This window comes from Amycolatopsis aidingensis (assembly GCF_018885265.1).
GTDB classification, from domain to species: Bacteria; Actinomycetota; Actinomycetes; order Mycobacteriales; family Pseudonocardiaceae; genus Amycolatopsis; species Amycolatopsis aidingensis.
This window is the reverse complement of record NZ_CP076538.1, coordinates 6476316-6501854: the sequence shown is the minus strand read 5'-3', so window position 1 is coordinate 6501854 and position 25539 is coordinate 6476316. Positions and strand designations below refer to the sequence as shown.

Genomic DNA, 25539 nt, shown 5'->3' with positions numbered 1-25539 from the left:
TCCCGACACCCGTTTCACCGCTGTGGGTGCCCAGGCTAGGACGGCGCGTCGGCTTGACGCGCGAGGCGCGCCGAGCCTTCACCCGATCTGTTTGTGATCTTGATGAATGACCTTGCCGAACAGCCGGGCCCGGTCGGGGATCGGTGTCGCTGGCACGCAGGTTACGGTCTTGCGGTGCTCGATTGGCGTGCGCCACGCCCGGCGGTGCTGATTCTGCTCCTCGCCGAGGTCGTGATCGTCGGCGTGTTGCTGGCGTGGAAACACCTGGACGGCTTGGACCTCGAGGTGTACCGGCTCGGTGCGGATGCGCTGCTCACCAGTGGCGACCCGTATGGCGTGCTGCCGCCGACCAGGGACGGCACCGTGCTGCCGTTCACGTACCCGCCGTTCGCCGCGCTGGTGTTCGCTCCGCTGCTGGTGCTGCCGCTGGACCTGGCGCTGGTGCTGCTCACCCTGGTTTCGGTGCTGGCGCTGGGCGCGGTGGTCGCGCTGTGCCTCGCGGGCGCGGACCGGCCAGCCGGAAACGCCCTGAACGTGGCGATTACGACGTCAGACGTTGCGAACGGCACATTTGGGACATCTAACGTCTCGAAAGCCACGTTCAGGGCACGGCTGTGGGTGGTCGGCGGCGCCGCGCTGGGGGTGCAGGCGGTGGCGCTGCTGAGCGAGCCGGTGCGGGCCACCCTCGGGTTCGGCCAGGTCAACTTGCTGCTGATGCTGCTGGTCGCGGTGGACATCCTCGGCCCGAACTGGCGCTACCGTGGGGTGCTCATCGGGCTGGCCGCGGTCGTCAAGCTGACCCCGGCCGCCTTTCTGCTGTTCTTCCTGTTGCGCAAGGACTTCCGCGCGGTGGCCAGGGCGGCACTGGTGTTCGGCTGCTGCGGTCTGCTGGCCTGGCTGCTGGCGCCATCGGCCTCGGTGCGCTACTGGACCGAGCTGATCTTCGCAAGGGAACGGGTCGGCGACCCCGGCTACATCGGCAACCAGTCCCTGCGCGGGTTGCTCGCCCGGCTCGGCCCGCCAGCCGAGACGCTGGTGTGGGTCGCCGTGGTGCTGCTGGTGCTGGCGGCGACCGTGCTGCTGATGCGCCGCGCGCTGGCCGCCGGGCGCCCGGTGCCCGCGCTGCTGGCCTGCGCGCTGGCCGCGTTGCTGGTCTCGCCGGTCTCCTGGACGCACCACTGGGTGTGGTGCGCGCCGGTGCTCGGCGTGCTGGTGTGGTCCGGCCTGCGCGGCGGGCCGACCCGAGCCGTGTTGCTGCTCGGGTCCGCCGCCCTGGCCGCGGTGGTGTTCCTGTGGAGCCCGCTGTGGGACTACCGGCAGGTGTGGCCGGTCAGGGAAAGCTATGTGCTGACCGGCCTGCTCCTGCTCGGGTTACTTGGCCTGACGCTCGACGACCCACTCGATCGCGCGGGTAAGCGCGGTGACATCGTCCGGCTCGATCGCCGGGAACAGCCCGACACGTAGCTGGTTGCGGCCCAGCTTGCGGTACGGCTCCACGTCCACGATGCCGTTCGCGCGCAGGGTCTTGGCCACCGCGGCGGCGTCCACGTCCTCGGTGAAGTCCACCGTGCCGACTACCTGCGAGCGGTGCGCGGGATCCTGCACGAACGGGGTGGCGTAGGAGGTCTTCTCGGCCCACTCGTACAGCCGGGTCGAGGACTCCCCGGTGCGCGCGGTCGCCCAGTCCAGGCCCCCGTTGCCGAGCATCCACTCGATCTGGTCGGCCAGCAGGAACAGGGTGGCCACCGCGGGGGTGTTGTAGGTCTGGTCCTTGCGCGAGTTGTCCAGCGCGGTGGTCAGCGAGAGGAACTCCGGGACCCACCGGTCCGAGCCGCCGAGCTCGCCGATCCGGTCCAGCGCGGCCGGGGACATCAGCGCCAGCCACAGCCCGCCGTCCGAGGCGAAGGACTTCTGCGGGGCGAAGTAGTAGACGTCGAAGTCCTCGGCCTTGACCGGCAGGCCGCCCGCGCCGGAGGTGGCGTCGATGGCGACCAGGGCGCCCTCGCTGCCCGCGGGCCGCCGCACCGGCACGGCCACGCCGGTGGAGGTCTCGTTGTGCGCCCAGCCGATCAGGTCGGCGCCCTGCTGGTAGCTGATCTCCGGGGCGGTGCCCGGTTCGGCCTCGACCACGATCGGGTCGGCGAGGAACGGCGCGCCCTTGGTCACCTTCGCGAACTTCGAGGAGAACTCGCCGTAGGTGAAGTGCTGCGCACGTTCCCGCACGAGGCCGAACGCCGCGGCGTCCCAGAACGCGGTGGTGCCGCCGTTGCCGAGCACGACCTCGTAGCCCTCCGGCAGGGAGAACAGCTCGGACAGACCCGCCCGCACCCTGCCGACCAGTGACTTCACCGGCTTCTGGCGGTGCGAGGTGCCGAGCAGCGCTGCGCCCTCCTTGGCGAGGTTGGCGATCTGCTCCTGGCGGACCTTGGAGGGGCCACACCCGAAGCGGCCGTCGGCGGGCTGTAATTCGGCGGGAAGGGTCAACTCAGCTGGATCGGTCATGCCCGGCAGTCTCTCAGGTGACCGGCCGCCCCGCCGTGACGTGGGTTACCCCGAGGCAGGGCTCACCGGTCCCGCCAGCCGGCCTCGTCCACCCCGCCAGGGATCGGGGCGGTGGGGTCGTAGGGCGTACGGGTGAAGATGAAGGTGGCCAGGTCCAGGTGGTGCGGGTTGCCCTCGGCGTCGCGCACCACCCGCAGCGTCTCGCCCGCGTAGTAACCGTCCAGCCCGAGCCAGCTGTCCCCGGACTCGTCCAGCGGCCGGAAGCGCGAGGCCCGCCCGTTCCCGTTCACCGGGGACAGGTTGAGCCAGCCGCCGGGCAGCAGGCGCAGGTGGAATGGTGCCGGGCCCCAGTGCCACAGTCCGGTCAGCGCGAGCAGGCCCGCGGGCACCGGCGACGGTCGCCACGGGGCAGGCAGTTTCGGCTCGTGCTCGTCGGCGATGCCGATCAGGTCGACGGTGGTGCCCAGCGGGCCCACCCCGGCGGTGGTGTTCGCCAGGAACAGCGCGCCGGTGCCGGTGGCCGGATCGGTCAGCGTGCAGGCAAGGAAGCCCGGCATCGAGCCGGTATGCCCGGCCAGCCTGCGCCCGTCGACCCTGGCCAGCTGGAAGCCGAGGCCGTAGCCCGCGGTCCAGGCGTCGCCGTCGTCCACGGTGGCCACCTCGCGCATCTCGGCCACGGTGTCCGGGTGCAGCACCTCGCCGGTGTGCCCGCCGACGAAGGCCGTCCACCTGGCCAGATCGTGCACGGTGGACCACAGCTGGCCCGCGGGCGCCATCGCGCCCGCGTCCGGGGCGGGCTCGGGCAGCAGCACGTCCGCGAAGGGGTGCACGGCCCAGCCCTGCGCGTGCTTGCCCTCCGGGTGCGGGCTGGTGCGGGACATGCCGAGGGGCTGCAGGATCTCCGCGCGCAGCGCATCCAGCCAGCTGTGGCCGCGCAGCCGGGCCACCACCTCGCCGAGCACGCCGTAACCGGAGTTGGAGTAGTGGAACCGCCTGCCGGCCCGGTGCTTGAGCTCCTGCGGGGTCAGCCCGGCCGCGAGTTCGTCCCAGTCCCCGCCCTCGCTGCGTTCCCACCAGGAGCCGGGCGACTCGGAGGTGAGCCCGCCGGTGTGCGCGAGCAGCTGTGCGATCGTGCGGTCGCCGAGGCTGGTGCCGGGCAGGTGCTTGTCCACCTGGTCGTTCAGGTCCAGCCTGCCCTCGTCGCGCAGCCGCATGATCAGCGCGGCGACCAGGGACTTGGTGATCGAGCCCAGCCGGTACTGGGTGTCGTTGTCCGGCGCCTCGTCGCCGACGAACCCGCGCGCACCGGACCACACCAGCTCGCCATCGCGGACCACGCCCGCGACCAGGGATGGTGCGCGCCCCATCGACTGCTCGGTGGCGATCCGGCGAAGCAGGGCGAACTCGGTCGTAGGCAGCATGAGGTGCATTCTGCCTTGCCCGGCTCGATACTTAGGTCAGCAACCCACGATCGGCGGCCGAGTGGAGGCAACGGGCAGCTTGGCTATATCGCGTGACGTCCGACCATTCGTACGCGGCACCGGAGTTCGTGAGTTACTGACGAGTTTCTCGGGGTTGACCGCGAGGTCGTCGCTAGAGTGAGTTCACCATGACCAATGGTGTTACTCCCCCAGCAGATCTGACCGAGTTCGCCCGTTGGGCGTTCGGCGCGGTCACGGTCAACACCCACCGCGGCTGGTACGCCGAATGGCTGGTGCGCAACGCGCTGGGCGACTCTGCGGAGCGCCGTGGCGAGTGGGCACCCGTCGACCTCATCACTCCCGACGTCAAGGTCGAGGTCAAGTGCACCGGGTCGATGCAGGATTGGTTGCCTGGACTCGACACGCATGGGCGGCCCAAACCGCCGTCACCGCCTGATTTCAGTGGCCTGGTGGCGCGTCGATGGACGGGCTACGGCAACGTCTATACCGAACCGATGGTGCTTGCCGACGCTTACGTGTTCGCTGTGCATACCTGCACCGACCGCGTCAGCTACGACGTCGGTGACTCCCGCCAGTGGAGCTTTTACGTGGCCTCGGGCGCCACCGTTCAACGGTGGAGGCAGAAGAGTATTCGGCTGACGGTGTTGAAACAGCGCGGCGTGCCGGAATTCTCCCTGGCCGAGTTGCCCTGGGCAGTCCGGTCGCATGCCGAAACTCCCGAGGGTGCGGATGCGTTCGACTGGTCTCCCTTTCTCGAATCGATGTCCTCTTCGGCGCCTGAATAGGATGAGTGGGTTATCGGTCAGGGCAGCAACGGTCGTCCGGTTCGACGGCGGTAGGCCAGCGGTCAACGGTCGAGGCTGCCGGTGGGCTCCTTCTCAGACGTTGATGTGCTGGTTGCCGGTTGGGCCGGTCAGTTCGAGACCGATCCGGCCGATGGGCGGTGTGCAGCTGTCCGAAGCTGTAGCGGGGCTGGTTTGTACGCATTGCCGGTGTCGTGCGGGGCCAGCTACCCGGTGCCGTCGAGCGCAGGGACCGCCAGGCCCTGCTGCTGCGCGAGCGGAACCCGCTGGTGCTACACGCGCTCATCCACGAGGCCGCCTGCGCACGGTCGTCCGCGGGCCGGAGTCATGGCCGCGCAACTCGACCACCTGATCACGATGAGCGAGCTGCCGCACGTCACCATCCAGGTCGTTCCGCTCGACCACGGCGCCATGACCGGGCCGTTGGTCCTGCTCAGCTTCCCGGAGGAGGACGAACCGGATTCCGCCTACGCTGAGAGCGTCACCGGGCTCGGCACCGTGGAGAAGCCCGAGGACGTGGCTGGTCTCTCCGATCTGGGAAGCGATAGCCGCCACCGCGCCAGCGTCCCAGCGGTCGGCGGAGATCATCGGGAGTGCAAAGGGATTGAGGTATCGACGCATGATCACTGATCAGGGATGGCGCAAGAGCAGCTACAGCAACTCGGAGATCGCCTGTGTGGAGCTCGCCGTCGGGGAGGACTCGACCATGGTGCGAGACACCAAGGACAGGGAACGCGGGCACCTGACGTTCGAGCGCGCGGCGTTCCGCGCGTTCCTTGCCGAGGTACGGGCTGACTAGCAGCCGGGCTCTGTCCCGAGGGCGGCCGCACCGGTGCGGCCGCCCTTGCTCAGGTCAGCAGGCCGCGGCGCATGGCGGTGGTGACTGCTGCGGTGCGGTCGGATACGTCGAGTTTGCTGAACACGCGTAGCAGGTGGGTTTTCACGGTGGCTTCGCTGATGTGCAGGGCTTGCCCGATGTCGGCGTTGGTGTGGCCGCGGGCGACCAGGTGGAGTACTTCGATTTCGCGGGCGGACAGTTGTGGTTGGGCGGGGGTGCGGACCTGGTTGACCAGCCTGCCTGCGACCGAGGGTGCGAGCACGGTCTCGCCGCGGGCCGCCGCCCGGATGGCGCCAGCCAGTTCCGCCCTGGAGGCGTCCTTGAGCAGGTAGCCCGAGGCGCCCGCCTCCACCGCGCGCAGGATGTCCGCGTCCGTCTCGTAGGTGGTCAGCACCACCACCTTGGCCTCAGGGGCGTCCCGCCGTAGCTGCCTGGTGGCGTCCACCCCGTCCATCCCCGGCATCCGCAGGTCCATCAGCACGACCTCGGGCCGCCGGATGCCCACCAGCGCGACGGCCTCCGTGCCGGAACCGGCCTCGCCGACCACGGTGAGATCGTCCTCGGCCTCCAGCATCCCGCGCAGCCCCTCGCGGACCACCGGGTGATCGTCAACCAGCAGCACCCTGATCATGCCGGCACCTCCAGATGCACCCTCGTCCCACCCTCTGGTCCACTGTGTACCGTCAGCTGCCCGCCGACCTGCTCGGCCCGCGCGCGCATCCCGCGCAGGCCGAAACCCTCCGCGGGTGCGGCCGGATCGAAGCCGCGGCCGTCGTCGGAAATACTCAGCCGCACACGCCCGGCCACGACCGCGAGCTCCACCGAGGCCGTACGCGCGCCCGCGTGCCGTAGCACGTTGGCCAGCGACTCCTGGGTCGCGCGCAGCAGCACCACCTCGGTCGCGGTTGGCAGCTTCGGCAGTTGCCCTTCGATGACGCAGTCCACGGTGAGCCCGGTGGCCTCACCAGCCCGCTCGGCCTGCCGCCGGATCGCCTCCGCCAGCGAGGACGAACCCAGCGCGGGCGGTGCCAGCGCGGTCACCATTGCGCGCGCCTCGGCGAGGTTCTCCCGCGCCGTTCTTCCCGCCAGCTCCAGATGCCGCCGCGCCGCGGCCGGGTCGGTATCCACTTCGGACTCCGCGGCCTGGGTCAGGGTGACGATGCTGGTGAAGCCCTGCGCAAGGGTGTCGTGGATCTCCCTGGCCAGCCGCTCCCGCTCGGCGGCGGAACCCGCCTCGTGCGACAGCCTGGACACCTCGGCCTGACTGGCCTCCAGCTGGGTGATCAGCCGCTTACGCTCCTCGCTCTGCCGGTCCAGCCGGTCCACGTAGATCCCGAACACCGAGCCCATCAGGGTGATCGCCAGCCCCGCCGCGACCAGGGAGACGCCCGCGGACACCGAGTTCACCGAGTGCAGCGTCAGCAGCGTCGGTATCAGCATCGCGGTGACGAACACCGGTATCGCCCGTTTCGGCCGCAGGCACATGAAGATCATCGGGCCCAGGACGAACATCGCCATCGAGTTGCTCGGCCCCGCCAGCACCGAACCGAGGAACAGGGCCAGCTGGCTGGCCAGATACAGCCGCAGCTGCCGGGCCGGACCCTCGGCCAGGATGAACCGCCTGCCCCAGGCGAAGTAGTTGACGCCGATGGCGATCAGCAGCGCGGCGGCGACGATCCGCCCCACGCCGGTGAGGTCGTCCTCGTACCCGGCGAGCACGACGAGCGCGGTCAGCACCACCGTGAAGTAGGCGTCCCACAGCCAGAACCACCGGTGTCCCGCGTCCTTGCCCTGCTCACTCACTCCGCCCGGTTGGTCCACCGGAAGGTCAGTCTGCACAGCAGCAGCCCCGCCACGCACCAGGCTCCCAGCACCAGCGCCGTCGTCGCCAGCTCCCATTGCCCCGCCACCTCCCGAGCTGCCATGTGCTCCGGCAGGAACACCGAGCGGAATCCCTGGCAGATCCACTTGACCGGAAACAACGACGACACCGACACCATGACGGCAGGCAGCGCCCCGATCGGCACGAACACACCCGATGTGAACTGTAGCCCGACGTAGACCAGCTGCATTCCGGCCGAGGCGCCGCTGACCGAGCGGGCCATCCCACTGGCCGCCACCCCGAGCAGGCCGCAGCTGATCGTGCCGAGTACGAACAGCCAGCCGAGGTTCAGCCAGTCCGCGGCGGTGTCCGGCAGCCGCAGGCCGAACAGCGGCATCGCGATCGCCAGCATGAGCACCAGCTGCGCCAGGCTGGACACACCGACCAGGATCACCTTGCCGAGGAAGTACGCGGTGGCTGGCATCGGGGTGCCGCGCAGCCGCTTCAGCGTGCCGTCCTCCCGGTCCAGCGCGACCCCGATGCCCATGCTGACGAAGGAGGTCGAGATGATCCCGGCCCCGATGATGCTGGCCGCGAACACCTGGCTGGCGGTCACCCCGCTCGGGAAGGTCTCGTCGAAGATCGTGCCCAGCAGGACCATCAGGAACGCGGGCAGCGAGAAGGTGAACACCGCGTGCTCCCGCTGCCGGAAGAACTGGCGCAGCTCGATCCCGCCGCGGGCCAGCCCGATCCGCAGGACGCCGGGGTTCGCGCGCAGGGTGGTCGTCATCGGCGTTCTCCGATCAGTTCCAGGTAGGTGTCCTCGAGGCTGGGCCTGCGTACCTCCAGGCCGGGAATCTCCCCACCCCCAGCGGAGAGCTCCCGGATCAGCCCGGTCGGGTTGCCGGTCCGCCGCTCTTGCCTGCCCTCCGCGGTGGACCAGCTCACCGTGGCGGCGGCGGAGCCGCGCCCGCCGAGGGTGGCCGGGTCCCCCTCGGCGACGATCGACCCGCCCGCGATCACCGCCACCCGTCCGGCCAGCGCCTCCGCCTCGTCCAGGTAGTGCGTGGTGAGCAGGATCGTGGTCCCGTCCGCGGCCAGCAGCCGGACCAGGTCCCAGAACTGCCGCCGCGCCTCCGGGTCGAACCCGGTGGTCGGCTCGTCAAGGAACAGCAGTTCCGGCCGCCCGATGATGCCCAGCGCCACGTCCAGCCTGCGGCGCTGTCCGCCGGACAGCGCCTTGACCCTGCTGCCCGCCTGCCCCGCCAGCCCGACCTGCTCGATCACCTCGCCCGGCGCCCGCGGATCCGGGTAGTACCCGGCGTAGTGCCGCACTGTCTCGGCCACCGTCAGGTCGGCGGCGTCGGTGGCGGTCTGCAGCACGATCCCCAGCCGTGCCCGCCACCGGCCGCCCGCCCGGCCAGGGTCCTCGCCGAGCACCCGTACCTCCCCGCCGGAGCGCCTGCGATGCCCCTCCAGGATCTCCACCGTGGTCGTCTTGCCTGCCCCGTTCGGTCCGAGCAGGGCGAACACCTCGCCGCGCCGGATGTCCAGGTCGATCCCCGCCACGGCCGCCAGTCCGGCGTACTCCTTGCGCAGCCCGCGGGCCGTCACCACCGTCGTCTCTCCACCCATGTCCCCGATCCTGCGCGACCGGGCCGCCCGCGCGGGACGACCGGCGGATGGAATCCGGCTGTCCATCGAACGGTGGACAGGCGTTATTGACAAACTGTCTAACATGACATCGTGTCTACTAAGAGCTGGGTGACGGCGAGTGACGGCGTCCGCCTCGCGGTGCGGACCAGCGGGCCCGCGGACGCGCCGGTGGTGGTCTGTGTGCACGGCTACCCGGACAACGGCTCGATGTGGGACGGCGTGGTCGCCGAACTCGCGGACCGCTTCCGGGTCGTGGTCTACGACGTGCGTGGCGCGGGTGAGTCGGACAAGCCGAAGCGGCGCGCCGCCTACCGGCTCGACCAGCTGGCCGAGGACCTGGCCGCGGTGGTCGCCGCGGTCAGCCCGGACCGCCCGGTGCACCTGCTCGCGCACGACTGGGGCTCGATCCAGACCTGGCACGCGGTCACCGGGGAGTGGCTGCGCGGCAGGGTGGCCTCCTACACCTCGATGTCCGGACCCTGTCTCGACCACGCGGGCGCCTGGTTCCGCGCCCAGCTGCGGCCGCGGCCACGCGCGCTGCGCAACGCGCTCAGCCAGTTCCTGCACTCCGGCTACATCGGCTTCTTCCAGCTGCCGCTGATCCCCGAGCTGGCCTGGCGCCTCGGCCTTGCCCGCAGGGTGATCGCCGCGCTGGAGCCTGCCGAGCCGAACCCGCTGACCTCGGACGGGGTACGCGGAATCCAGCTCTACCGCGCGAACATGCTGTCCAGGATGCGCAGGCCGCGCCCGCGCGGCACCGACATCCCGGTGCAGGTGCTCGCGCCAACCGCCGACCGGTACGTCAGCATCCCGTTGCAGACCGAGATCCAGCGCTGGGTGCCGGACCTGCGGGTGCGCCACCTCAACGGCGGGCACTGGATCGCCAGGTCCAAACCCGCCGTGGTGGCCGGGGCCGCGGCCGAGCTGATCGACCACGTTGAGCACGGCACGGAAACCCGGACCCTGCGCCGGATCCGCGTGGTGGACGGCGGGAACAAGCACCGGTTCCCCGACCGGCTGGTGGTGGTCACGGGAGCGGGTAGCGGGATCGGCAGGGCCACCGCGCTGGCCTTCGCCGAGCAGGGTGCGGACGTGGTGCTCACCGATGTCAACGCCGAGGGCGTCGCGGAGACCGCCAAGCGGGCGCGCAGCCTCGGTGCCGTCGCCGCGGAGTACATAGTGGACTCAGCGGACGGCGAGCAGATGCGTGCCTTCGCCGCGCGGGTGCGAGACGAGCACGGAGTGCCGGACATCGTTGTGAACAACGCGGGTATCGGGCTCTCCGGGTCCTTTCTGGACACCACGGAGGAGGACTGGCAGCGGATCATCGACGTCAACCTGTGGGGCGTGATCCACGGCTGCCGGGCCTTCGCCGAGCAGATGGTGGACCGCGCCGAGGGCGGACATATCGTGAACGTCGCCTCGGCCGCCGCGTACCTGCCGTCCAGGATCCTCTCCGCCTACGCCACCACCAAGTCCGCGGTACTGACCCTGAGCGAGTGCCTGCGGGCCGAGCTGGCAGGACAGCGCATCGGGGTGAGCGCGGTCTGCCCTGGCATCGTGCGCACCGGGATCACCGCGAGCACCCGGTTCGCCGGGGTGGACGAGGCCGAGCAGCGGCGCAGGCAGGACTCCACGACCCGGCTTTACGCCCGGCGCGGGTTCGGCCCGGAGAGGGTGGCGCGGGACATCCTCCGCGCGGTGGAGCGCAACACCGCGCTGGCACCGTCCACACCGGAGGCGAAGGCCGCGCTGGTGCTGTCCAGGCTGACTCCCGGCCTGCTGCGCGCCGCGGCCAGACTGGACCCCAGCCCGAAGTGAGCGGCGGCCGGGTACACCCGCCCCGCCGGATGTCGCCATCGGCCCGGCGGGAGCAGCTGATCGCGGCGGCGCTGGAGCTGTTCAGCAGCCAGCCGCCGGAGCGGGTGTCGGTGGACGACATCGTAGCCGTGGCCGGGGTGTCCAGGCCGCTGTTCTACCGCTACTTCGCCAACATCCGCGAGCTGCACCTGGCCGCGCTGCGCTCGGTGACCGACGGCCTGATCGACCGGCTGGCCCGGCACGAGGAACAGGCCCCGCCGCTGGAGCGGCTGCGCGCCTCGGTCCGCGGGCTGATCGCGGTGGCCGACGAGTACCGCGCCGGGTACATCGCGCTGCTGCGCAGCGGGTCGGTGGTGGCGACATCGGAGACCGACGCCGTGGTGGACCGGGTGCGCAACCGGGCGGTGGAGCTGATCCTCGAGCACACCGGGATCGGCGAGCCGTCCCCGCTGCTGCTGGTCACCCTGCGCTGCTGGACGGCGGTGGTCGAGGGGGCGTTGCTCACCTGGCTACAGGAGGGCAACCCCGCCAGGGCCGAGCTGGACGGCTGGCTGGTCGACCAGCTGGTGGCCATGATCTCCGCCACCGCGGCCCACGATCCGGCGGTGGCGGAGTTCCTCGCTCACAGCAGTTCGACGTTCTCCCAGCCCTCGACCTCGTCCGGCCTGCGCGGGGCGGGGCCGACGTAGGTCGCCGAGGGGCGGACCAGCCTGCCGGTCCGCTTCTGCTCCAGGATGTGCGCGGCCCAGCCCGCGGTACGGGCCGAGGTGAACATCGCGGGCATCATGTGCGGCGGCACCTTGGCGAAGTCCAGGATCACCGCGGCCCAGAACTCGACGTTGGTCTCGATCGCCCGGTCCGGGCGGCGCTCGCGCAGCTCGGCCAGTGCCGCCTGCTCCAGCGCGGCGGCCACCTCGTAGCGCTCGGCGCCGAGCTCGCGGCAGGTGCGGCGCAGCGCCCTGGCCCTGGGGTCCTCGGCCCGGTACACGCGGTGCCCGAAGCCCATCAGCCGCTCCTTGCGGTCCAGGATGCCCTTGACCACGGCGCGGGCGTCCCCGGTCTGCTCCACCTCGGCGATCATCGGCAGCACCCTGGCCGGGGCGCCGCCGTGCAGCGGCCCGGACATCGCGCCGATCGCGCCGGAGAGGCAGGCCGCGACATCCGCGCCGGTGGATGCGATCACCCGCGCGGTGAAGGTGGAGGCGTTCAGGCCGTGTTCGGCGGCGGACACCCAGTACGCGTCCAGCGCCTTGACGTGCGCGGGGTCCGGGTCGCCGCGCCAGCGCACCAGGAACCGCTCGGTGATCGAGCTCGCCTCGTCCACCCTGGACTGCGGCACCGCGGGCTGCCCGATCCCGCGGGCGGACTGGGCCACGTAGGACAGTGCCATCACCGAGGCGCGGGCCAGCTGGTCGCGCGCGTCCTCATCGGAGATGTCCAGCAGCGGCTGGTAGCCCCAGATCGGCGCGAGCATGGCCAGCGCGGCCTGCACGTCCACCCGCACGTCGCCGGTGTGCACCGGGATCGGGAACGCCTCGGCGGGCGGCAGGCCGTGGCCGAAGCGGCCGTCGACGAGCAGCCCCCAGACGTCGCCGAAGGACACCTTGCCCGCGAGGTCCTCGATATCGACACCCCGGTACCGCAGGGCACCACCGTCCCGGTCGGGTTCGGCGATCTCGGTGCGGGCCGCGACGACACCTTCCAGGCCAGGACGGAAGTCATCGTCCGGCTGACCTGCAGGCGTCGTGGTCTGACTGTTCGAGACAGGCGCTGACGTAGTCACTGGAGGAGGCCTTTCACTGCGCGCGTTCCCCGGCAGGTGGTGGTGGCCCGTGCGGGGGCGACGCAGGTGGCGCGCATCCGCGCACGGTGTCACCAAACAGTGCTCCTCGAACCAGTCGGTAGCAACAGGAACAAGTGGTGCTTTCGGTCACGATTACGAGAACGATTCAGCCCGCTTTCGGCTGGGGCCGGAAATATCCCGGCCCCAGCCCGTCCTCAGCAGGAGTTGCGGGCCGGTTCGCCCGCGAACCGTGCGCCGAGCCATTCCATCGCGATCGGCCCGCCGACGGCGACTCCGGTGATGTGCTCGGCCAGCGGGATGGTCTTCCACTGCACGGTGCTGCCGAGCTCGCAGTACCTTGCGAGCAGCTTCCGGCCGGTGGCGTAGGGGATCAGCTCGTCGAAGGCCGCGTGGTACAGCAGCACCGGCGCGCTCGGCCGCTGCCCGCCCGCCCGGTTCTCGGCGAGCGTGGCCCGCCAGCGCGGGTGCTCGAGCGGGTCCGGCAGGGTGACCAGGTCGTTCAGCCGGGTGAACGGCGCCGCGGCTCCCAGCTCGATGACGCAGGCCTCCCGGATCCGGTCCATCAGCCTGCGCCCGCGGTCGTTCAGGATCTCCTCGAAGGGCACCTCGGGGTAGGCCGTTGCCAACCCGAGCGCGGCCCCGGCGACAAGGCCGAACGCCGGGCCGCCGTCGTTGAACCTGGCGACCTCGGCCAGGTCGGCAGGCACCCCGCCGGGGGCCGCGCCGACCAGCCGCAGGTCCGGGGCGTAACCGGGTTGCAGTTCGGCGGCGAAGGCCGCGGCCTGCCCGCCCTGGGAGTAGCCGAACACGCCGACCGGACCGTCCGCGCTCAGCCCGGCAGCCCCGAGCCGCTGCGCGGCGCGGGCAGCGTCCAGCATCGCGTGGCCAGCGGAACGTCCCGCGGTGTAGGTGTGCGTGCCAGGGGTGCCAAGGCCCTCGTAGTCGGTCAGCACCACAGCCCAGCCCTTGAGCAGGGCCTGCGCGATCAGCGCGATCTCGTTCTCGGTGCCGGTGCGCAGCCGGTAGGACGGGGCGCACTGGTCCCCGATCCCGTGCGTACCCACCGCATAGGTGACCAGCGGGCGCGGACCTTCGGTCCACGGCACCGGTGGCACCAGCAGGGTGCCGGAGACCGCGTTCGGCTGCCCGGTGGCCGAGGTGGAGCGGTACAGCAGCTGCCAGGCCCGCACCGGGGCCGGCAGCACCCGCAGTGGTTCGGCGAACACCTCCACCCGGCGCTGGCGCAGGATCTCGCCGGGTGCGCCGGGTGGCAGCGGGTCCGGGGGCCGGTAGAAGGGGTCCTGCGCCGGTGTGGGCGGGGCCGGGGCGGCCTGCGCTGGCGCGGCGACGGCGGTGCCGCCGCAGAGCGTCACGATCAGCAACAGCGGGACGAGCAGACGACGAGCCATGATGCTCTCCGAGTGATGTGAACTACAGTGGTCACAGCGATTACCACAATATAGGCCGAACGGCTCAATCCGGCAACGGTGGTGACCAGAAAAGGAGCGGCAGGGTGCGTACATATGGCGGGGTCCGGGTGGACCAGCGCCGGGCCGAACGGCGGGAACGGCTACTGGAGGCCGCGCTCGCGGAGTTCACCTCGACCGGGTATCAGGCGACCAAGATCGCCACGCTGTGCCGCCGGGCGGGGGTGTCCACCCGCAACTTCTACGAGGAGTTCGCGGCCAAGGAGGACCTGCTGCTGACCCTGCACGGGCGGATCAACGAGCTGGCCATGGCGCGGGTGAGCGGGGTGGTGGCCGGGCTGGGCGCGGACATCGGCCCCGCGGGCAGGATCGGCGCGCTGGTGGACGCCTTCGTCGCCACCGTGACCGGGGACCCCCGGCTGCCGCGGCTGAACTACGTGGAGGCGGTCGGCGTCAGCCCCCGGCTGGAGCGGCAGCACCAGGAGTGGGTACTGCGCTGGGCCGAGTTCATCGGCGCCGAGGCGGCGCAGGCCGCACAGCAGGGGTTCGCCCCGGCTCGGGACTACCGGCTGACCGCGATTGCGCTGGTCGGGGCGGTCACCGGGCTGCTGCGGGAGTGGCAGGCGCGCACCCCGCCGTGGCCGGTCGCCGAGATCGCGGCCGAGATCAAGGGGGTGATGCTGGCGGCGATCATGCGCGAGCCCGGCTGATCGGGTGGTGGTTATCACCGTTCAGGAGGTTTCCCCGCCAGGCAGGCAGGGCCTACCTTCGCGGAATAGAGGGGCCAGAAACGCCGTGGGCGGGTGCGGAGGTAGGCGAGCATGCCGGAGTTCGACGACGTGGACACGATGGGCGACCGCGGCGACCTGGCCTTGTGCCTGCCCGGTATGCGGGTCTCCTACGAGAGCGAGCCGCTGGAGGAGGCGGCGCTGGCCGAGACCTGGACCGAGCAGCTACAGCACTGGCTGGACCAGGCGGTCTCCGCCGGGGTCGCCGAGCCGAACGCCATGGTGCTCGCCACCGCCGACGCCGAGGGGCGGCCATCCTCGCGCACCGTGCTGTGCAAGGGGCTGGACGCCCGCGGGGTCGTCTTCTACACCAACTACACCTCGGCCAAGAGCCACGACCTGACCGCCACCCGGTACGCCTCGGTGACCTTCCCCTGGTACGCGCTGCACCGGCAGGTGACCGTGCGCGGCGAGGTGGAGAAGGTGGATGTCAAGGAGACCGCCGCTTACTGGGCATCCCGGCCGCGCGGCTCCCAGCTGGGTGCCTGGGCCTCCCCGCAGTCGCGGGTGGTATCCGGCCGGCGTGAGCTGGACAACGCGCTGCACAGCGTGCAACGCCGGTTCGCCGACGTGGAGCAGGTGCCGTTCCCGCCGCACTGGGGTGGCTGGCGGATCCGCCCCGACCTGGTCGAGTTCTGGCAGGGGCGGCAGGACCGCATGCACGACCGCCTGCGCTACCTGCGCACCGAGGACGGCTGGCGCCTGGAGCGCGTCGCCCCCTGACCACAGCAGCGGAAAAAGGGGTGCGCCGGGGTAGTTAGCGGGGCTAAGCTCCGCCGTCGTGACGGGTACGGGGGAGACCGGACGGCGGGGGCTCGGCTCGATCGTGGTGGACACCCGCCCGCTGCGTATCCCGGCCTTCCGCAGGCTGTGGATCTCCACCGCGGTCACCGCCGTCGGCAGCCAGCTCACCGCCGTCGCGGTGCCCAAACAGGTCTTCGACCTCACCGGCTCCTCCGGCTACGTCGGCCTGGCCAGCGCCGTGGCGCTGGCCCCGCTGCTGGTCTTCGGGCTGTGGGGCGGCGCCATCGCCGACACCGTGGACCGCCGCAAGCTGCTGCTGGTGAGCAACACCGGAATCGCGGTGAGCGTGCTGCTGCTGTGGGCGCAGGCCTTTCTCGCGGTGAACTCGGTCTGGCTGGTAATGGTGCTGCTCGGCATGGTGCAGGCCTTCGTCGCGGTGAACCTGCCGACCCGCAGTGCCATCATCGCCAGGCTCGTCCCGATGGACCTGCTGCCCTCCGCGGTCGCGCTCGGCTCCACCACCATGTTGTTCGGCCTGGTCTTCGGCCCGATGGCGGCCGGGGCGATGCTGCCCGTGCTCGGGCTGTCCACGCTGTACCTGCTCGACGGCGCCGCCCTGCTGCTGACCCTGCTGGTGATCCGGCTGCTGCCCGCCCTGCCGCCGCTGAACGGCCCTGCCCGGCGCGCGGGCCTGCGTGACGTCCTCGACGGCTTCCGGTACCTGGCCGCGAAGAAGATCCTGCTGGCCTCCTTCCTGCTGGACATCATCGCGATGGTGGTCGGCATGCCGAGGGCGCTGTTCCCGGAGATGGCCGAGCGGACCTTCGGTGACCCGCCGGGCGGCGGGCTCGCCCTCGGCTGGCTGTACGCGGCCATGGCGATCGGCGCGCTGGCCTGCGGCCTTGCCTCCGGCTGGCTGACCCGGATCCGCAGGCACGGCGTCGGGGTCACCGTCGCGGTATGCGCCTGGGGCGTCACGATGATCGGCTTCGGGCTTGCCGGCACCCTCTGGCTCGCGGTGCTCTTCCTCGCCCTCGGCGGGGTGGCCGACTTCGTCAGCATGGTGTTCCGCAACGCGATCCTGCAGGCCGCGGCCACCGACGAGATGCGCGGCAGGCTGCAGGGGGTGAACACGGTGGTGGTGGCAGGCGGCCCCCGGCTGGCCGATGTGGTGCACGGCTGGGCCGGTGCCGCCATGGGCACCACGGTGGCGACCAGCGGCGGCGGGATCCTGGTGGTGCTGTGCACGCTCGTCGCGGTCGCCCTGCTGCCCGCGTTCTGGCGCTATCGCCCGCCCGCCGGGGCGTAAAGCGGATTCGAAGCGTTCTCGAAGCGCGCCCTTCTACGTTCCTCCTCGCAAGATCCGAAACTGGGAGGAACCGGATGACCGAATACTCATCCAGTCCCGTGCGAGCGGGACGCGGATCCGGCCGGATGCCACGGCTGTTGCTGCTGGCCGTGCTCGCACTGGGCACCGTGCTGGTGGCCCCGGGGAGCGCTCAGGCGACCAAGTTCCCGGAGACCTACCTGGCCGACAGTCAGAGCCACGGTTATTGCTTCGTAGGGGGCGGCTGGTTCCAGTCGCGTAAGAACTCGGTCCACTACGCGATGGACAAGCTCGGCGACCCGACCGACATGACCACTTTCATGGAACGCGGTGGCGCCTACCCCGGTGACTGCAAACCGGGGACCGATGTCGCCTTCTTCGCCGCGGATCTGCCGGGCAACGTCCGCGGCCTGGCCCAGTGCGCGGACTGGAACTCCAGCGACCGGTGCAACAAGTCCAAGGTCACGATGGACTACCCGCAGCTGGACGAGGGGCCGTGGGACTGGCAGGACCGGCGCAAGACCGCGCTGCACGAGATCGGCCACACAGTGGGGCTCGGTCATCACTCGCCGGGCGCGCACGACTGCGCGATGCTCAGAGGCCCGATTCCGAACAAGAATCTCAAGTGGCGTCAGCTGCATCCGCATGACCACTACCACATCAACCGGCAGTACTGACCGGCCGCGAGCAGGTTTCGAAGGGAGGCAGAACGCATGACGAGAATGAGGACGGGCCGGATCTCGCTCGCGGTGGCAGCATTCGCCCTGACCGCGGCGGCCTGTTCCGGCGCGGACCAGCGAGCCGGATCGGACGACGCTGGTTCGGTGCGAGAGTTCACCGAGGCGGCCGGGAAGGGACTGAGCCTGGATTACGATCCGCTGGCGTCGCCGCGGGACGCGGTGCGGACGGCCGATCTGGTCGTCTCCGGCACCCTGGCCGAGGTGACCGACGGGATCCGGTTCTCCGGGCCCGCCGAGCAGACCGCGGCATTCGACGACACCTACGTGACCTTCGTGATCGAGGTGGAGCAGGTGCTCGCGGGCACACCCGGAAAGTCCACAACGGACACCGTGCATGTCGCGGTTTCCACCGGTGCCGGGGCGGGGCCGGAGCGGCTCTCCGCGCTCAACCCGCAAGCGAAGGTCGTCGCCGTGCTGGATGAGGTGACCACCTGGCGGCCGGGCCCGCGGGTCACCGTGCAGCCGCCGGCGGGCGCCGAGACGCTGTACGCTGCCTACACCGACGGGCTGTGGTTGCAGGGCGGGAACGACCGGCAGATGTACGGCATCTCCGCCGACCGCTCCGCGCTGAAGCCCGCCTGGGCCGGGGTGGACACGGTCGAGGAGTTCGCCGCCAGCCTGACCAGGGCCGCGGGCGACGAGTAGGTCCGGAAGCGCACCGGGGTGGTCGCGGGGAGTACGTCCCGGCGGCCACCCCGGCCGCGCGTATGCGCCGGTCAGGCCGGGGTGGCGGAGGGACACGGCCAGCGGCTGTCCGCCCCGTCCGGCCAGCACCTTCCCGCGATCGCCCACACCGCGTGCAGGTGCCGCCGCGCGGCCTCGTGCCGCCCCCGCGAGTTCTCGATGGCGCCCAGCGCCATCAGGGCATCGGCCTCGGCCTCGAGATCGCCGTTCCGCCTGGCGCGGTCCAGCGCGTGGCTCGCCTCGGCCAGCGTGCCGCGCGGCCCGAGCCATCGCCCCCGGTGCTGCAGGAGCAGCCGCAGCGAGTCGGAGAGATACCAGGCGAGCGGGAACGGACCCTTGGCGACCGCCTGCCGGACCGCCGCGGTCAGGTTCTGCTCCTCGTCGTCCAGCCACGCCGAAGCCGACGCCTCGTCACCGAGCTCGGCCACCCCGCCTTCCGGGGAGGGCAGGGTCCTCGGCAACCGCAGCTCCTCCCTGCCGAGCAGGCGCACCGCCCGGTCGGCTGCGGCGAGGTACGCCCCGGCCAGCCGCCGCCAGGCCCGGTCTCGTTCCGCGGGGGACTCGTCGGCGCCGACCCGCTCCCTGGCGTAGTGCCGGAGCAGGTCGTGGAACCGGTAGCGCCCGGTGCGGTGCTCTTCCACCAGGTGCGCCGCGGTCAGTCCGCGCAGCAACCGGCTCGCCTCCGGCGCCGTGACCCCGGCGAGCGCGGCGGCCACTCCCGGGGTGAAATCGGTCCCCGGCACCAGCGCCAGCAACCGGAACAGCCGCCCGGTCTCCGCGCCGAGCGCCCGGTAGGAGACCGCGAACGCCCTGGCCACCGCGTTCTCCCCGGTACCGTCCACGGCCAGTTCGGTCAGGCGGGAACGCCCGGAAAGGGCGGCGGCGAACCCGGCGATGTCCGCCCGCGGCGCCGAGGCGATGTTGGCGGCGGCCACCCGCAGGGTCAGCGGCAGGTAGCCGCACGACCGGGCCAGTTCCGCGGCGGCCTCCGGCTCGGCGGCGACCCGGTCGGCGCCGAGCACGTTCTCCAGCAGCGCGCGTGCGTCCGTCGCGGGCAGCGTGTCCAGCGGCAGCGGGCGCGCCCCGGCGTGCGCGGTCAGCCCGCCGAGCCGGTTCCTGCTGGTCACCAGCACCGTTCCTGCTGGCGGCAGCAACGGGTACACCTGCTCGGCTTCGCGTGCGTTGTCCAGTAACAGCAGCACCTTGCGCTCGGCGAGCACCGACCGGTACAGCCCGGCGAGCTCGTCCTGCCGCTGCGGTATCCGCTCCGGTGCGACCCCGAGCGCGCGCAGCAGCCGGGCGAGCGCGGCGGCGGGCTGTACCGGCTCGTAGTCGGGGTCGAACCCGCGCAGGTTCACGTACAGCTGCCCGTCCGGGAACGCGGTACCGGCCGCGCGTGCCCAGTGCACCGCGAACGCGGACTTGCCGACCCCGACCGTGCCGCTGATCACCGAGATCGACGGCGCGCCATCCGGTGCGGCCCGCTGCCGGGCGTCCATGAGTGCCAGCTCGCGTTCCCTGCCGGTGAAATCGTGGATGTCGTGGGGTAGTTCCGCGGGGCGGATGGCAGGCACCGGCTCGGCGTCCCGTTCCTGCCCGCGCAGCACGAGCTGCTGCGCCTGCTGGAGCAACGGCCCCGGCTCGATACCCAGCTCGGCCGCGAGCTGCCTGCGGGTGCGGGCGTGCACCTCCAGCGCCTCGGAGCTGTCCCCGTTGTGGTGCAGCGCGAGCATCAGCTGGGCCTGCAACCGCTCCCGGAACGGGTGCTGCCCCGCGGCCCGGCGCAGCTCGGCCAGCACCGTGGCGTGCTCGCCGAGCTCCAGTTCCAGCTCGAACCGGCGTTCCAGCGCGGCGAGCCTGCGTTCCTCCAGTGCGGGACCCTCGCTGTCCAGCAGCGGCTCGGTGACCCCGCCGAGCGCGGGACCCTGCCAGAGTTCCAGCGCGCCGCGCAGCGACCGCAGAGCCCGCGCGGACCGATCGGCCGCGGCGCCGGTCACCGCATCCTCGAACAGCTCGAGGTCCAGTTCGCCGGGCGCCACCCGCAGCAGGTAGCCAGGTGGTTTCCGGACGATCGCCGACTTCCCGATCAGTTTCCGCAGCCCGGAGACGTGCACCTGCACCTGCCCGCGCGCGCTCGGCGGCGGGTCCTCGCCCCACACCGACCGGACCAGCCGCTCCTCTTCGACCACCTGGTTCGCGTTGAGCAGCAACATCGCCAGCACGGAACGTTGCTTGGGGCCGCCGAGCCGCAGCGGCCCGCTCGCCCCGTACACCGCCACCGGCCCCAGCACCCGGAACCGGACGTCGTTCACGGCACCACCCCCAGTGGTTCGAGCCCTACCGGCGATTGTGCCAGGCGTTGGCCCGGTCAGGCCGCGGTGCGCCGGGACTGGCGCAGCTCCACGGCGCTGTGCGCGGAGAACATGGTCACCTCGTCGGCGCGCGTTGCCGCGAGTTCCTGCAGCCGCGCCAGGTTCTCCCTGCGCTTGGCGCCGTCGGTCTGCATCAGCACCTGGAACACGCTCAGCCCGGGAGTGCAATGTGGACGGACTGGATCCATTTGGCCGTGGTAGAAGTAGGCGTCCCCGGCGTGCAGCAGCCAGCCGGCACCGGTGTCCACCGCCACCCCGGCATGGCCAGCGGTGTGCCCGGCAAGCGGGACCAGCAGGATCTCCGGCGGCAGGCCGTCCAGTTGCCGGACCGCCTGGAACCCGAACCAGTTCTCGCCCGGTTCGGCGTAGCTGGCCCAGCGCGGTTCGTGCCGGAACTGGATATCGCGGTACCGGGTGCGGGCGAGCTGGGTCGCCGGCGCGGTCGCCGCCCGCAGTTCCTCGGCGTACACGTGCACGGTGGCCTCAGGGAAGTCGGCCAGCCCGCCCGCGTGGTCCAGGTCGAGGTGGGTGAGCACGATATGCCGCACCTCGGCCGGGTCGAGCCCGAGGGCGCGGATCTGCGCGGCCGGGGTCTGCTCCAGGTCGGGCTGCGGGTTGATCAGGGTGCTGAACTGGGCGCCGAACCACTCGCGGGGCCGCCGCATCCCCTGCTCGCCGAGCCCGGTGTCCACCAGTACCAGCCCGGCGCCGGTCTCGATCAGCAGGCAGTGGCAGACCATTTCGGCCTGGTGCAGGAGGCCGCCCTGGCCGTCGATCAGCCGCCCGCCGAGCGGGCGCAGGGTGCCGCAGTTGAGATGGTGAACGCGCATCAGGAGAACTCCTTGTCCAGGGTGGCGCGCAGGTGGCGACCCACCGTGCGCAGTGGTTCCAGGTCGCGCTGGGTCCTGGCGAGCAGTAGCCCGCCCTCGATTCCCGCGATGGCGACAGCGGCGAGCGAGCTCGCCCGCTCGCGGTCGATTCCCTGCCCGGTGAGGTGGTCGGTGACGACCTCCTGCCAGGAGAGGTAGCCCGCGGCGCAGGCATGCCGGATCGGCTCGCTGTCCGTGGCCTCCAGCGCGACCGTCGCGAGTGGACAGCCGCGCTGGAAGTCGGAGGCGAGTAGTTCGGCGCCGAGGGTTTCCACCACGGTGTCGATCGCCTCGGCGGTGCTCGCGGTGCCGGTGAAGATCTCCCGCAGCCGCTCGCACAGGTGCCGGGCCGCGGCGTCCAGCGCCTCGGTGGCCAGTTGCTCCTTGCCGCCGGGGAAATGGAAATACACCGACCCCTTGGGTGCTCCGCCCGCGCTGACCAGCTGGTTCAGCCCGGTGGCGTGGTAGCCCTTGGTGCGGAAAAGGGAGGCGGCGGTGTCCAGCATCCGCTGCCGGGTGTCGGTGCGGCGAGGCATGTACCGAACCGTACTATGACGACCGGTCTAGTAACAATGGCCTGCGAGTCTCAGTTTGTCGCTCTCTGCTGGCAGGATCCGGTAATCGATCGTGCACAGGAGGTAACAGCAGTGTGGACTCGCACCAGCCCGGTGCTCAGCAGGCGGCGGCTCGGCGCCCGGCTCAAGCGGTTGCGCGAGCGGCGGCGGATGAGCGTGGAGGAGGCCGCGCCCAAGCTGGACGTCTCCCGCGCCACCCTGCACCGGATCGAGACCGGTGGTGGTGCCGATGTGCACTTCGTCCGCTCCGCGATGGACCTCTACGACTCCTACGAGGAGGACCTGCTGGAGCTGGCCCGCGCCGGGCGGCGCCGGGGCTGGTGGAAGATCTACGACGTGCACGACCAGGGCTACATCGGGATGGAGACCGAGGCCGTCGAGGTGTGCGAGTTCCAGCTCTCCCATCTACCGGGGCTGTTGCAGACCGAGAGTTACATGCGGACCTTGTTCGAGGCGAACAACGCGCGGTGGACCGAGGCCGAGGTGGCGAACAACATCATCGTCCGCAAGCGGCGCCAGGACCGGCTCACCGACGCCGAGGCCCCGTTGCGGCTGACCGCCGTGCTGGACGAGGCCGTGCTGCGCCGCCCGATCGGCGGTGTCGAGGTGATGCGCGAGCAACTGTGGTACCTGCTGGAGCGGGCCGAGTTGCCCACCGTCTCGCTCCAGGTGATCCCGTTCGGGCCGCTGCCGCATCCGGGCATGGACGGCACCTTCATCATTCTGCGCTTCGCGCAGGACGAGGACCCGGACCTGCTCTACCAGGAGAGCGTCACCGGTTCCGTGCAAACGGAGAAACCGAGGCAACTGCGGGCTGCTAAGCTGGCCTTTGACCGGCTACGTTCCGAGGCGCTGCCGCCGCAGGAGTCGGCGACATTCATCGCGGAGGTGGCCGCGCAGCTGTAGTCGAGCCGTGAGCGAGGCGATCCTGGTGTCCACTGTAGACCTCTCGTTCGCCGAGTGGCGCAGGAGCAGCTACAGCAACGGCGGTGGGAACGCGGCCTGTGTCGAGGTCGCCTTCGCCGCCGAGGTGGTCGCGGTACGGGACTCCAAGCTGCCATCGGGCGGCGCCCTGCTCCTCTCCGAAGCGGCCTGGGGTGCGTTGCGCGAGGTGGCCGCTCGGTAGATTCGCGGCATGGCGAATCCGACCGGGGAACAGTTCGAACTCACCATGGGCCGCGCCCGCGCGGTGGTCACCGAGGTCGGCGCGGGGCTGCGCGCCTTCGAGATCGGCGGCACGCCGTACCTGGAGACCTTCGACCCGGCGGATCGTCCGCCGAAGGGCGCCGGCCAGGTGCTGCTGCCCTGGCCCAACCGCACCAAGGACGCGCGCTGGACCCATCGGGGCGAGGAGCAGAAGCTCGAGGTCACCGAGCCCGCCAGGGGCAACGCCATCCACGGCCTGACCCGGCACCGGCAGTGGACCCTGCTGGAACACGCCGAGTCCGCCATCACCATGGAGATCGACATCGCGGACGAGCCGGGGTGGCCGGTGCCGCTGCGGGCGCGGATCACCTATTCGCTGGCGCCGCGCGAGCTGACCGTGACGCACGAGGTGTCCAACACCGGCGAGGAGGAGATCGGTTTCGGGGTGGGCGCCCACCCCTACTTCCGGATCGGCGACCTGCCCACCGACGAGCTCACCCTCACCCTGCCCGCGAGCCGGGTGCGCCCCTCCCTGGCGGAGGAGCAGCTGCCCTACGCCGAGGAGCAGGACGTCGCGGGCACCGAGTACGACCTGCGCGGCGGCAGGTCACTGGCCGGGCTCGAGCTGGACACCGCCTTCGGCGCGCTGGCCCCGGCCGGGGACGGACGCCATCACCACCTGCTCAGCCACGGCGGCACCACGCTGGATGTGTGGACCGACCCCGACTTCGGCTGGGTGCAGGTGTTCACCCCGGACGACCTGGTGGGCCGTGGGCGCGCGGTCGCGATCGAGCCGATGACCTGCCCCGCCGACGCGCTGAACTCCGGCACCGACCTGATCAACCTGGCCGCAGGGGAAACCTGGCAGGGGAGTTGGGGGATCCTGGTGCGCGAGCGAGCGTAGTTCGTTAGCGTGTCGAACTATGCAGAGCGCGATCACTGGCGGGTACGTGGTGCCGGTCGATGGGCACCCCATCGAGGGCGGCACGGTGCTGATCGAGGACGGCCGGATCCTGGCCGTGGGCACCGAGGCCGAGGTGGACGTTCCCGAGGACGCGAAGTTCATCGACGCGTCCGGCTGCTGGGTGCTGCCAGGGTTCATCGACGCGCACGCGCATCTCGGCGTGCACGAGGACGGTGAGGGCTGGTCCGGCGACGACACCAACGAGATGACCGATCCCAACGGCGCCCGGTTCCGGGCGATCGACGGGATCGACCCGAACGACGTCGGCTTCGACGACGCGCTGGCGGGTGGGGTCACCAGCGTGGTGATCAAGCCCGGCTCGGGCAACCCGATCGGCGGGCAGACGGTCGGCGTGAAGACCTGGGGGCGCACCGCGCTGGACATGGTCTTCGCCGAGGCGGTGAGCGTGAAGAGCGCGCTGGGGGAGAACCCGAAGCGGGTCTACGGCAACAAGGACAAGACCCCCTCCACCCGGCTCGGGGTGGCCGCGATCATCCGGGAGGCCTTCACCAAGGCGCGCAACTACGCGGCGCAGCGCGAGCACGCCCTGGCCGAGGGCAAACCCTTCGACACCGACCTGACCATGGAAGCGCTGGCCAGGGTGCTGGACGGGGAACTGGCATGGGACCAGCACACCCATCGCGCCGACGACATCGTCACCGCCATCCGGCTGGCCGAGGAGTTCGGCTACCGGCTGGTGGTCAACCACGGCACCGAGGGCCACCTGATCGCCGACCTGCTCGCCGAGCGGAACGTTCCGGTGATCCTGGGACCGCTGATGACCTCGCGGGTGAAGGTGGAGGTACGCAACCGCAGCCTGCGCTCGGCCGGCATCCTCGCCCGCGCCGGGGTGCGGCTGGCGATCACCACCGACCATCCGGTCATCCCGATCAACTTCCTGGTCTACCAGGCGGCGCTGGCGGTCAAGGACGGGCTGGACGCGGATACCGCGCTGCGCGCGCTCACCGTCAACCCGGCGACGATCCTCGGCCTTGACGACCGGATCGGCGCGCTGAAGCCCGGCCTGGACGCCGATATCGCCATCTGGTCCGGGGACCCGCTGGACATCATGAACCGGGCCATGCGGGTCTTCGTCGGTGGCCGCGAGGTCTACCGCTTCAACGAGTCCACCGGCGAAGGCGAGGTCACCTCCCGCGCCTACCAGGAGTCCTGAACGTGGCTTTCCGGACGTCTACCGTCGCGAACGGCATATTT

At 71.2% G+C, this 25539-nt stretch carries 26 protein-coding genes; 15 read left to right on the top strand and 11 right to left on the bottom strand.

All coding sequences use genetic code 11. From position 1 onward, the window contains the following. Nucleotides 1-174: 174 nt before the first annotated feature. Nucleotides 175-1464 (top strand): glycosyltransferase 87 family protein, encoded by a 1290-nt coding sequence (locus KOI47_RS29625; protein WP_232376344.1) that lies wholly within the window; start codon nucleotides 175-177, stop codon nucleotides 1462-1464. Here KOI47_RS29625 and serC read toward each other — a convergent pair. Both serC and KOI47_RS29615 read right to left on the bottom strand, forming a co-directional pair. Beyond that, nucleotides 1372-2502: a phosphoserine transaminase gene (gene serC, locus KOI47_RS29620; RefSeq protein ID WP_216209988.1), complete on the bottom strand. Its 1131-nt coding sequence runs from the start codon at nucleotides 2500-2502 to the stop codon at nucleotides 1372-1374. The two genes, KOI47_RS29625 and serC, sit on opposite strands and share 93 nt — an antisense overlap. A gap of 62 nt (nucleotides 2503-2564) precedes the next feature. Beyond that, complete coding sequence (locus KOI47_RS29615) at nucleotides 2565-3923, bottom strand: serine hydrolase domain-containing protein (RefSeq protein ID WP_216209986.1); 1359 nt, start codon at nucleotides 3921-3923, stop codon at nucleotides 2565-2567. A gap of 188 nt (nucleotides 3924-4111) precedes the next feature. Between KOI47_RS29615 and KOI47_RS29610 the strand changes: the two genes are divergently transcribed. The 3 genes from KOI47_RS29610 to KOI47_RS29600 all read left to right on the top strand — a co-directional run bounded on the left by KOI47_RS29610 (nucleotide 4112) and on the right by KOI47_RS29600 (nucleotide 5546). Further along, nucleotides 4112-4729 carry a hypothetical protein gene (locus KOI47_RS29610; protein WP_216209985.1) on the top strand — a complete coding sequence of 206 codons (618 nt, stop codon included), beginning with the start codon at nucleotides 4112-4114 and terminating at the stop codon, nucleotides 4727-4729. A 345-nt stretch (nucleotides 4730-5074) separates the two neighbouring features. Next, on the top strand, nucleotides 5075-5377 hold the full coding sequence (locus tag KOI47_RS29605; RefSeq protein WP_216209983.1) for a Scr1 family TA system antitoxin-like transcriptional regulator: 303 nt from the start codon (nucleotides 5075-5077) through the stop codon (nucleotides 5375-5377). Continuing rightward, the gene (locus KOI47_RS29600) at nucleotides 5367-5546 is read left to right on the top strand and encodes a DUF397 domain-containing protein (RefSeq protein ID WP_216209981.1); all 180 of its coding nucleotides are present in this window, start codon (nucleotides 5367-5369) and stop codon (nucleotides 5544-5546) included. The genes KOI47_RS29605 and KOI47_RS29600 overlap by 11 nt, the downstream gene beginning before the upstream one ends. 49 nt (nucleotides 5547-5595) lie before the next feature. Here KOI47_RS29600 and KOI47_RS29595 read toward each other — a convergent pair whose 3' ends face one another. From KOI47_RS29595 to KOI47_RS29580, 4 genes are read right to left on the bottom strand one after another with little or no spacing between them, the layout of a single operon-like run. After that, on the bottom strand, nucleotides 5596-6216 hold the full coding sequence (locus tag KOI47_RS29595; protein ID WP_216209978.1) for a response regulator transcription factor: 621 nt from the start codon (nucleotides 6214-6216) through the stop codon (nucleotides 5596-5598). Continuing rightward, a complete protein-coding gene (locus tag KOI47_RS36205; protein ID WP_269756673.1) occupies nucleotides 6213-7424 on the bottom strand; it encodes a sensor histidine kinase in 1212 nt (403 codons plus the stop codon). Before KOI47_RS36205 ends, KOI47_RS29595 begins: the two co-directional genes overlap by 4 nt. Then, entirely contained in the window at nucleotides 7385-8197 is an 813-nt protein-coding gene (locus KOI47_RS29585; protein WP_216209975.1) for an ABC transporter permease, read from the bottom strand. The genes KOI47_RS36205 and KOI47_RS29585 overlap by 40 nt, the downstream gene beginning before the upstream one ends. Then, the gene (locus KOI47_RS29580; protein ID WP_232376343.1) at nucleotides 8194-9042 is read right to left on the bottom strand and encodes an ABC transporter ATP-binding protein; all 849 of its coding nucleotides are present in this window, start codon (nucleotides 9040-9042) and stop codon (nucleotides 8194-8196) included. The genes KOI47_RS29585 and KOI47_RS29580 overlap by 4 nt, the downstream gene beginning before the upstream one ends. 129 nt (nucleotides 9043-9171) lie before the next feature. On the opposite strand from KOI47_RS29580, the gene KOI47_RS29575 reads away from it, so the two are divergent. Together KOI47_RS29575 and KOI47_RS29570 are read left to right on the top strand one after the other, a co-directional pair. Next, nucleotides 9172-10884: an SDR family oxidoreductase gene (locus tag KOI47_RS29575; RefSeq protein ID WP_216217644.1), complete on the top strand. Its 1713-nt coding sequence runs from the start codon at nucleotides 9172-9174 to the stop codon at nucleotides 10882-10884. A 29-nt stretch (nucleotides 10885-10913) separates the two neighbouring features. Next, nucleotides 10914-11573: a TetR/AcrR family transcriptional regulator gene (locus KOI47_RS29570; RefSeq protein WP_216209973.1), complete on the top strand. Its 660-nt coding sequence runs from the start codon at nucleotides 10914-10916 to the stop codon at nucleotides 11571-11573. Here KOI47_RS29570 and KOI47_RS29565 read toward each other — a convergent pair. Together KOI47_RS29565 and KOI47_RS29560 are read right to left on the bottom strand one after the other, a co-directional pair. Continuing rightward, nucleotides 11507-12667, bottom strand: coding sequence for a citrate synthase 2 (locus tag KOI47_RS29565; RefSeq protein ID WP_216209970.1), 1161 nt, complete (start codon nucleotides 12665-12667; stop codon nucleotides 11507-11509). The genes KOI47_RS29570 and KOI47_RS29565 overlap by 67 nt on opposite strands. A gap of 215 nt (nucleotides 12668-12882) precedes the next feature. Then, nucleotides 12883-14097, bottom strand: coding sequence for a lipase family protein (locus KOI47_RS29560; protein WP_216209968.1), 1215 nt, complete (start codon nucleotides 14095-14097; stop codon nucleotides 12883-12885). A 104-nt stretch (nucleotides 14098-14201) separates the two neighbouring features. Between KOI47_RS29560 and KOI47_RS29555 the strand changes: the two genes are divergently transcribed. The 5 genes from KOI47_RS29555 (at nucleotide 14202) to KOI47_RS29535 (ending at nucleotide 18359) form a co-directional block, all read left to right on the top strand. Continuing rightward, nucleotides 14202-14825 carry a TetR/AcrR family transcriptional regulator gene (locus tag KOI47_RS29555; RefSeq protein WP_216209967.1) on the top strand — a complete coding sequence of 208 codons (624 nt, stop codon included), beginning with the start codon at nucleotides 14202-14204 and terminating at the stop codon, nucleotides 14823-14825. Nucleotides 14826-14936: 111 nt separating this feature from the next. Beyond that, nucleotides 14937-15626, top strand: a complete 690-nt coding sequence (pdxH, locus tag KOI47_RS29550) for a pyridoxamine 5'-phosphate oxidase (RefSeq protein ID WP_216209964.1) — start codon at nucleotides 14937-14939, stop codon at nucleotides 15624-15626. Between the two features lie 58 nt (nucleotides 15627-15684). Beyond that, a complete protein-coding gene (locus tag KOI47_RS29545) occupies nucleotides 15685-16956 on the top strand; it encodes an MFS transporter (RefSeq protein WP_232376342.1) in 1272 nt (423 codons plus the stop codon). A 125-nt stretch (nucleotides 16957-17081) separates the two neighbouring features. Then, entirely contained in the window at nucleotides 17082-17651 is a 570-nt protein-coding gene (locus KOI47_RS29540; protein ID WP_216209962.1) for a hypothetical protein, read from the top strand. Between the two features lie 36 nt (nucleotides 17652-17687). After that, nucleotides 17688-18359 carry a hypothetical protein gene (locus tag KOI47_RS29535; RefSeq protein ID WP_216209959.1) on the top strand — a complete coding sequence of 224 codons (672 nt, stop codon included), beginning with the start codon at nucleotides 17688-17690 and terminating at the stop codon, nucleotides 18357-18359. Nucleotides 18360-18430: 71 nt separating this feature from the next. On the opposite strand, the gene KOI47_RS29530 is transcribed toward KOI47_RS29535, so the two are convergent. Genes KOI47_RS29530 through KOI47_RS29520 form a run of 3 tightly spaced genes read right to left on the bottom strand, consistent with a single transcriptional unit; the run spans nucleotide 18431 to nucleotide 22175 of the window. Then, nucleotides 18431-20710: an AfsR/SARP family transcriptional regulator gene (locus tag KOI47_RS29530; protein ID WP_216209958.1), complete on the bottom strand. Its 2280-nt coding sequence runs from the start codon at nucleotides 20708-20710 to the stop codon at nucleotides 18431-18433. Nucleotides 20711-20766: 56 nt separating this feature from the next. Continuing rightward, on the bottom strand, nucleotides 20767-21600 hold the full coding sequence (locus KOI47_RS29525) for an MBL fold metallo-hydrolase (protein ID WP_216209956.1): 834 nt from the start codon (nucleotides 21598-21600) through the stop codon (nucleotides 20767-20769). Next, nucleotides 21600-22175, bottom strand: a complete 576-nt coding sequence (locus KOI47_RS29520; protein WP_216209954.1) for a TetR/AcrR family transcriptional regulator — start codon at nucleotides 22173-22175, stop codon at nucleotides 21600-21602. Before KOI47_RS29520 ends, KOI47_RS29525 begins: the two co-directional genes overlap by 1 nt. Before the next feature lie 111 nt (nucleotides 22176-22286). Here KOI47_RS29520 and KOI47_RS29515 point away from each other — a divergent pair, with 111 nt between their 5' ends. From KOI47_RS29515 to KOI47_RS29500, 4 genes are read left to right on the top strand one after another with little or no spacing between them, the layout of a single operon-like run. Continuing rightward, nucleotides 22287-23120: a DUF5753 domain-containing protein gene (locus KOI47_RS29515; protein WP_232376341.1), complete on the top strand. Its 834-nt coding sequence runs from the start codon at nucleotides 22287-22289 to the stop codon at nucleotides 23118-23120. Nucleotides 23121-23127: 7 nt separating this feature from the next. Then, nucleotides 23128-23340 (top strand): DUF397 domain-containing protein, encoded by a 213-nt coding sequence (locus KOI47_RS29510; protein ID WP_408629860.1) that lies wholly within the window; start codon nucleotides 23128-23130, stop codon nucleotides 23338-23340. Nucleotides 23341-23349: 9 nt separating this feature from the next. After that, on the top strand, nucleotides 23350-24264 hold the full coding sequence (locus KOI47_RS29505) for an aldose 1-epimerase family protein (protein WP_216209950.1): 915 nt from the start codon (nucleotides 23350-23352) through the stop codon (nucleotides 24262-24264). Nucleotides 24265-24283: 19 nt separating this feature from the next. Further along, nucleotides 24284-25498, top strand: a complete 1215-nt coding sequence (locus tag KOI47_RS29500; RefSeq protein ID WP_216209948.1) for an amidohydrolase — start codon at nucleotides 24284-24286, stop codon at nucleotides 25496-25498. The last annotated feature ends 41 nt before the right edge of the window (nucleotides 25499-25539 follow it).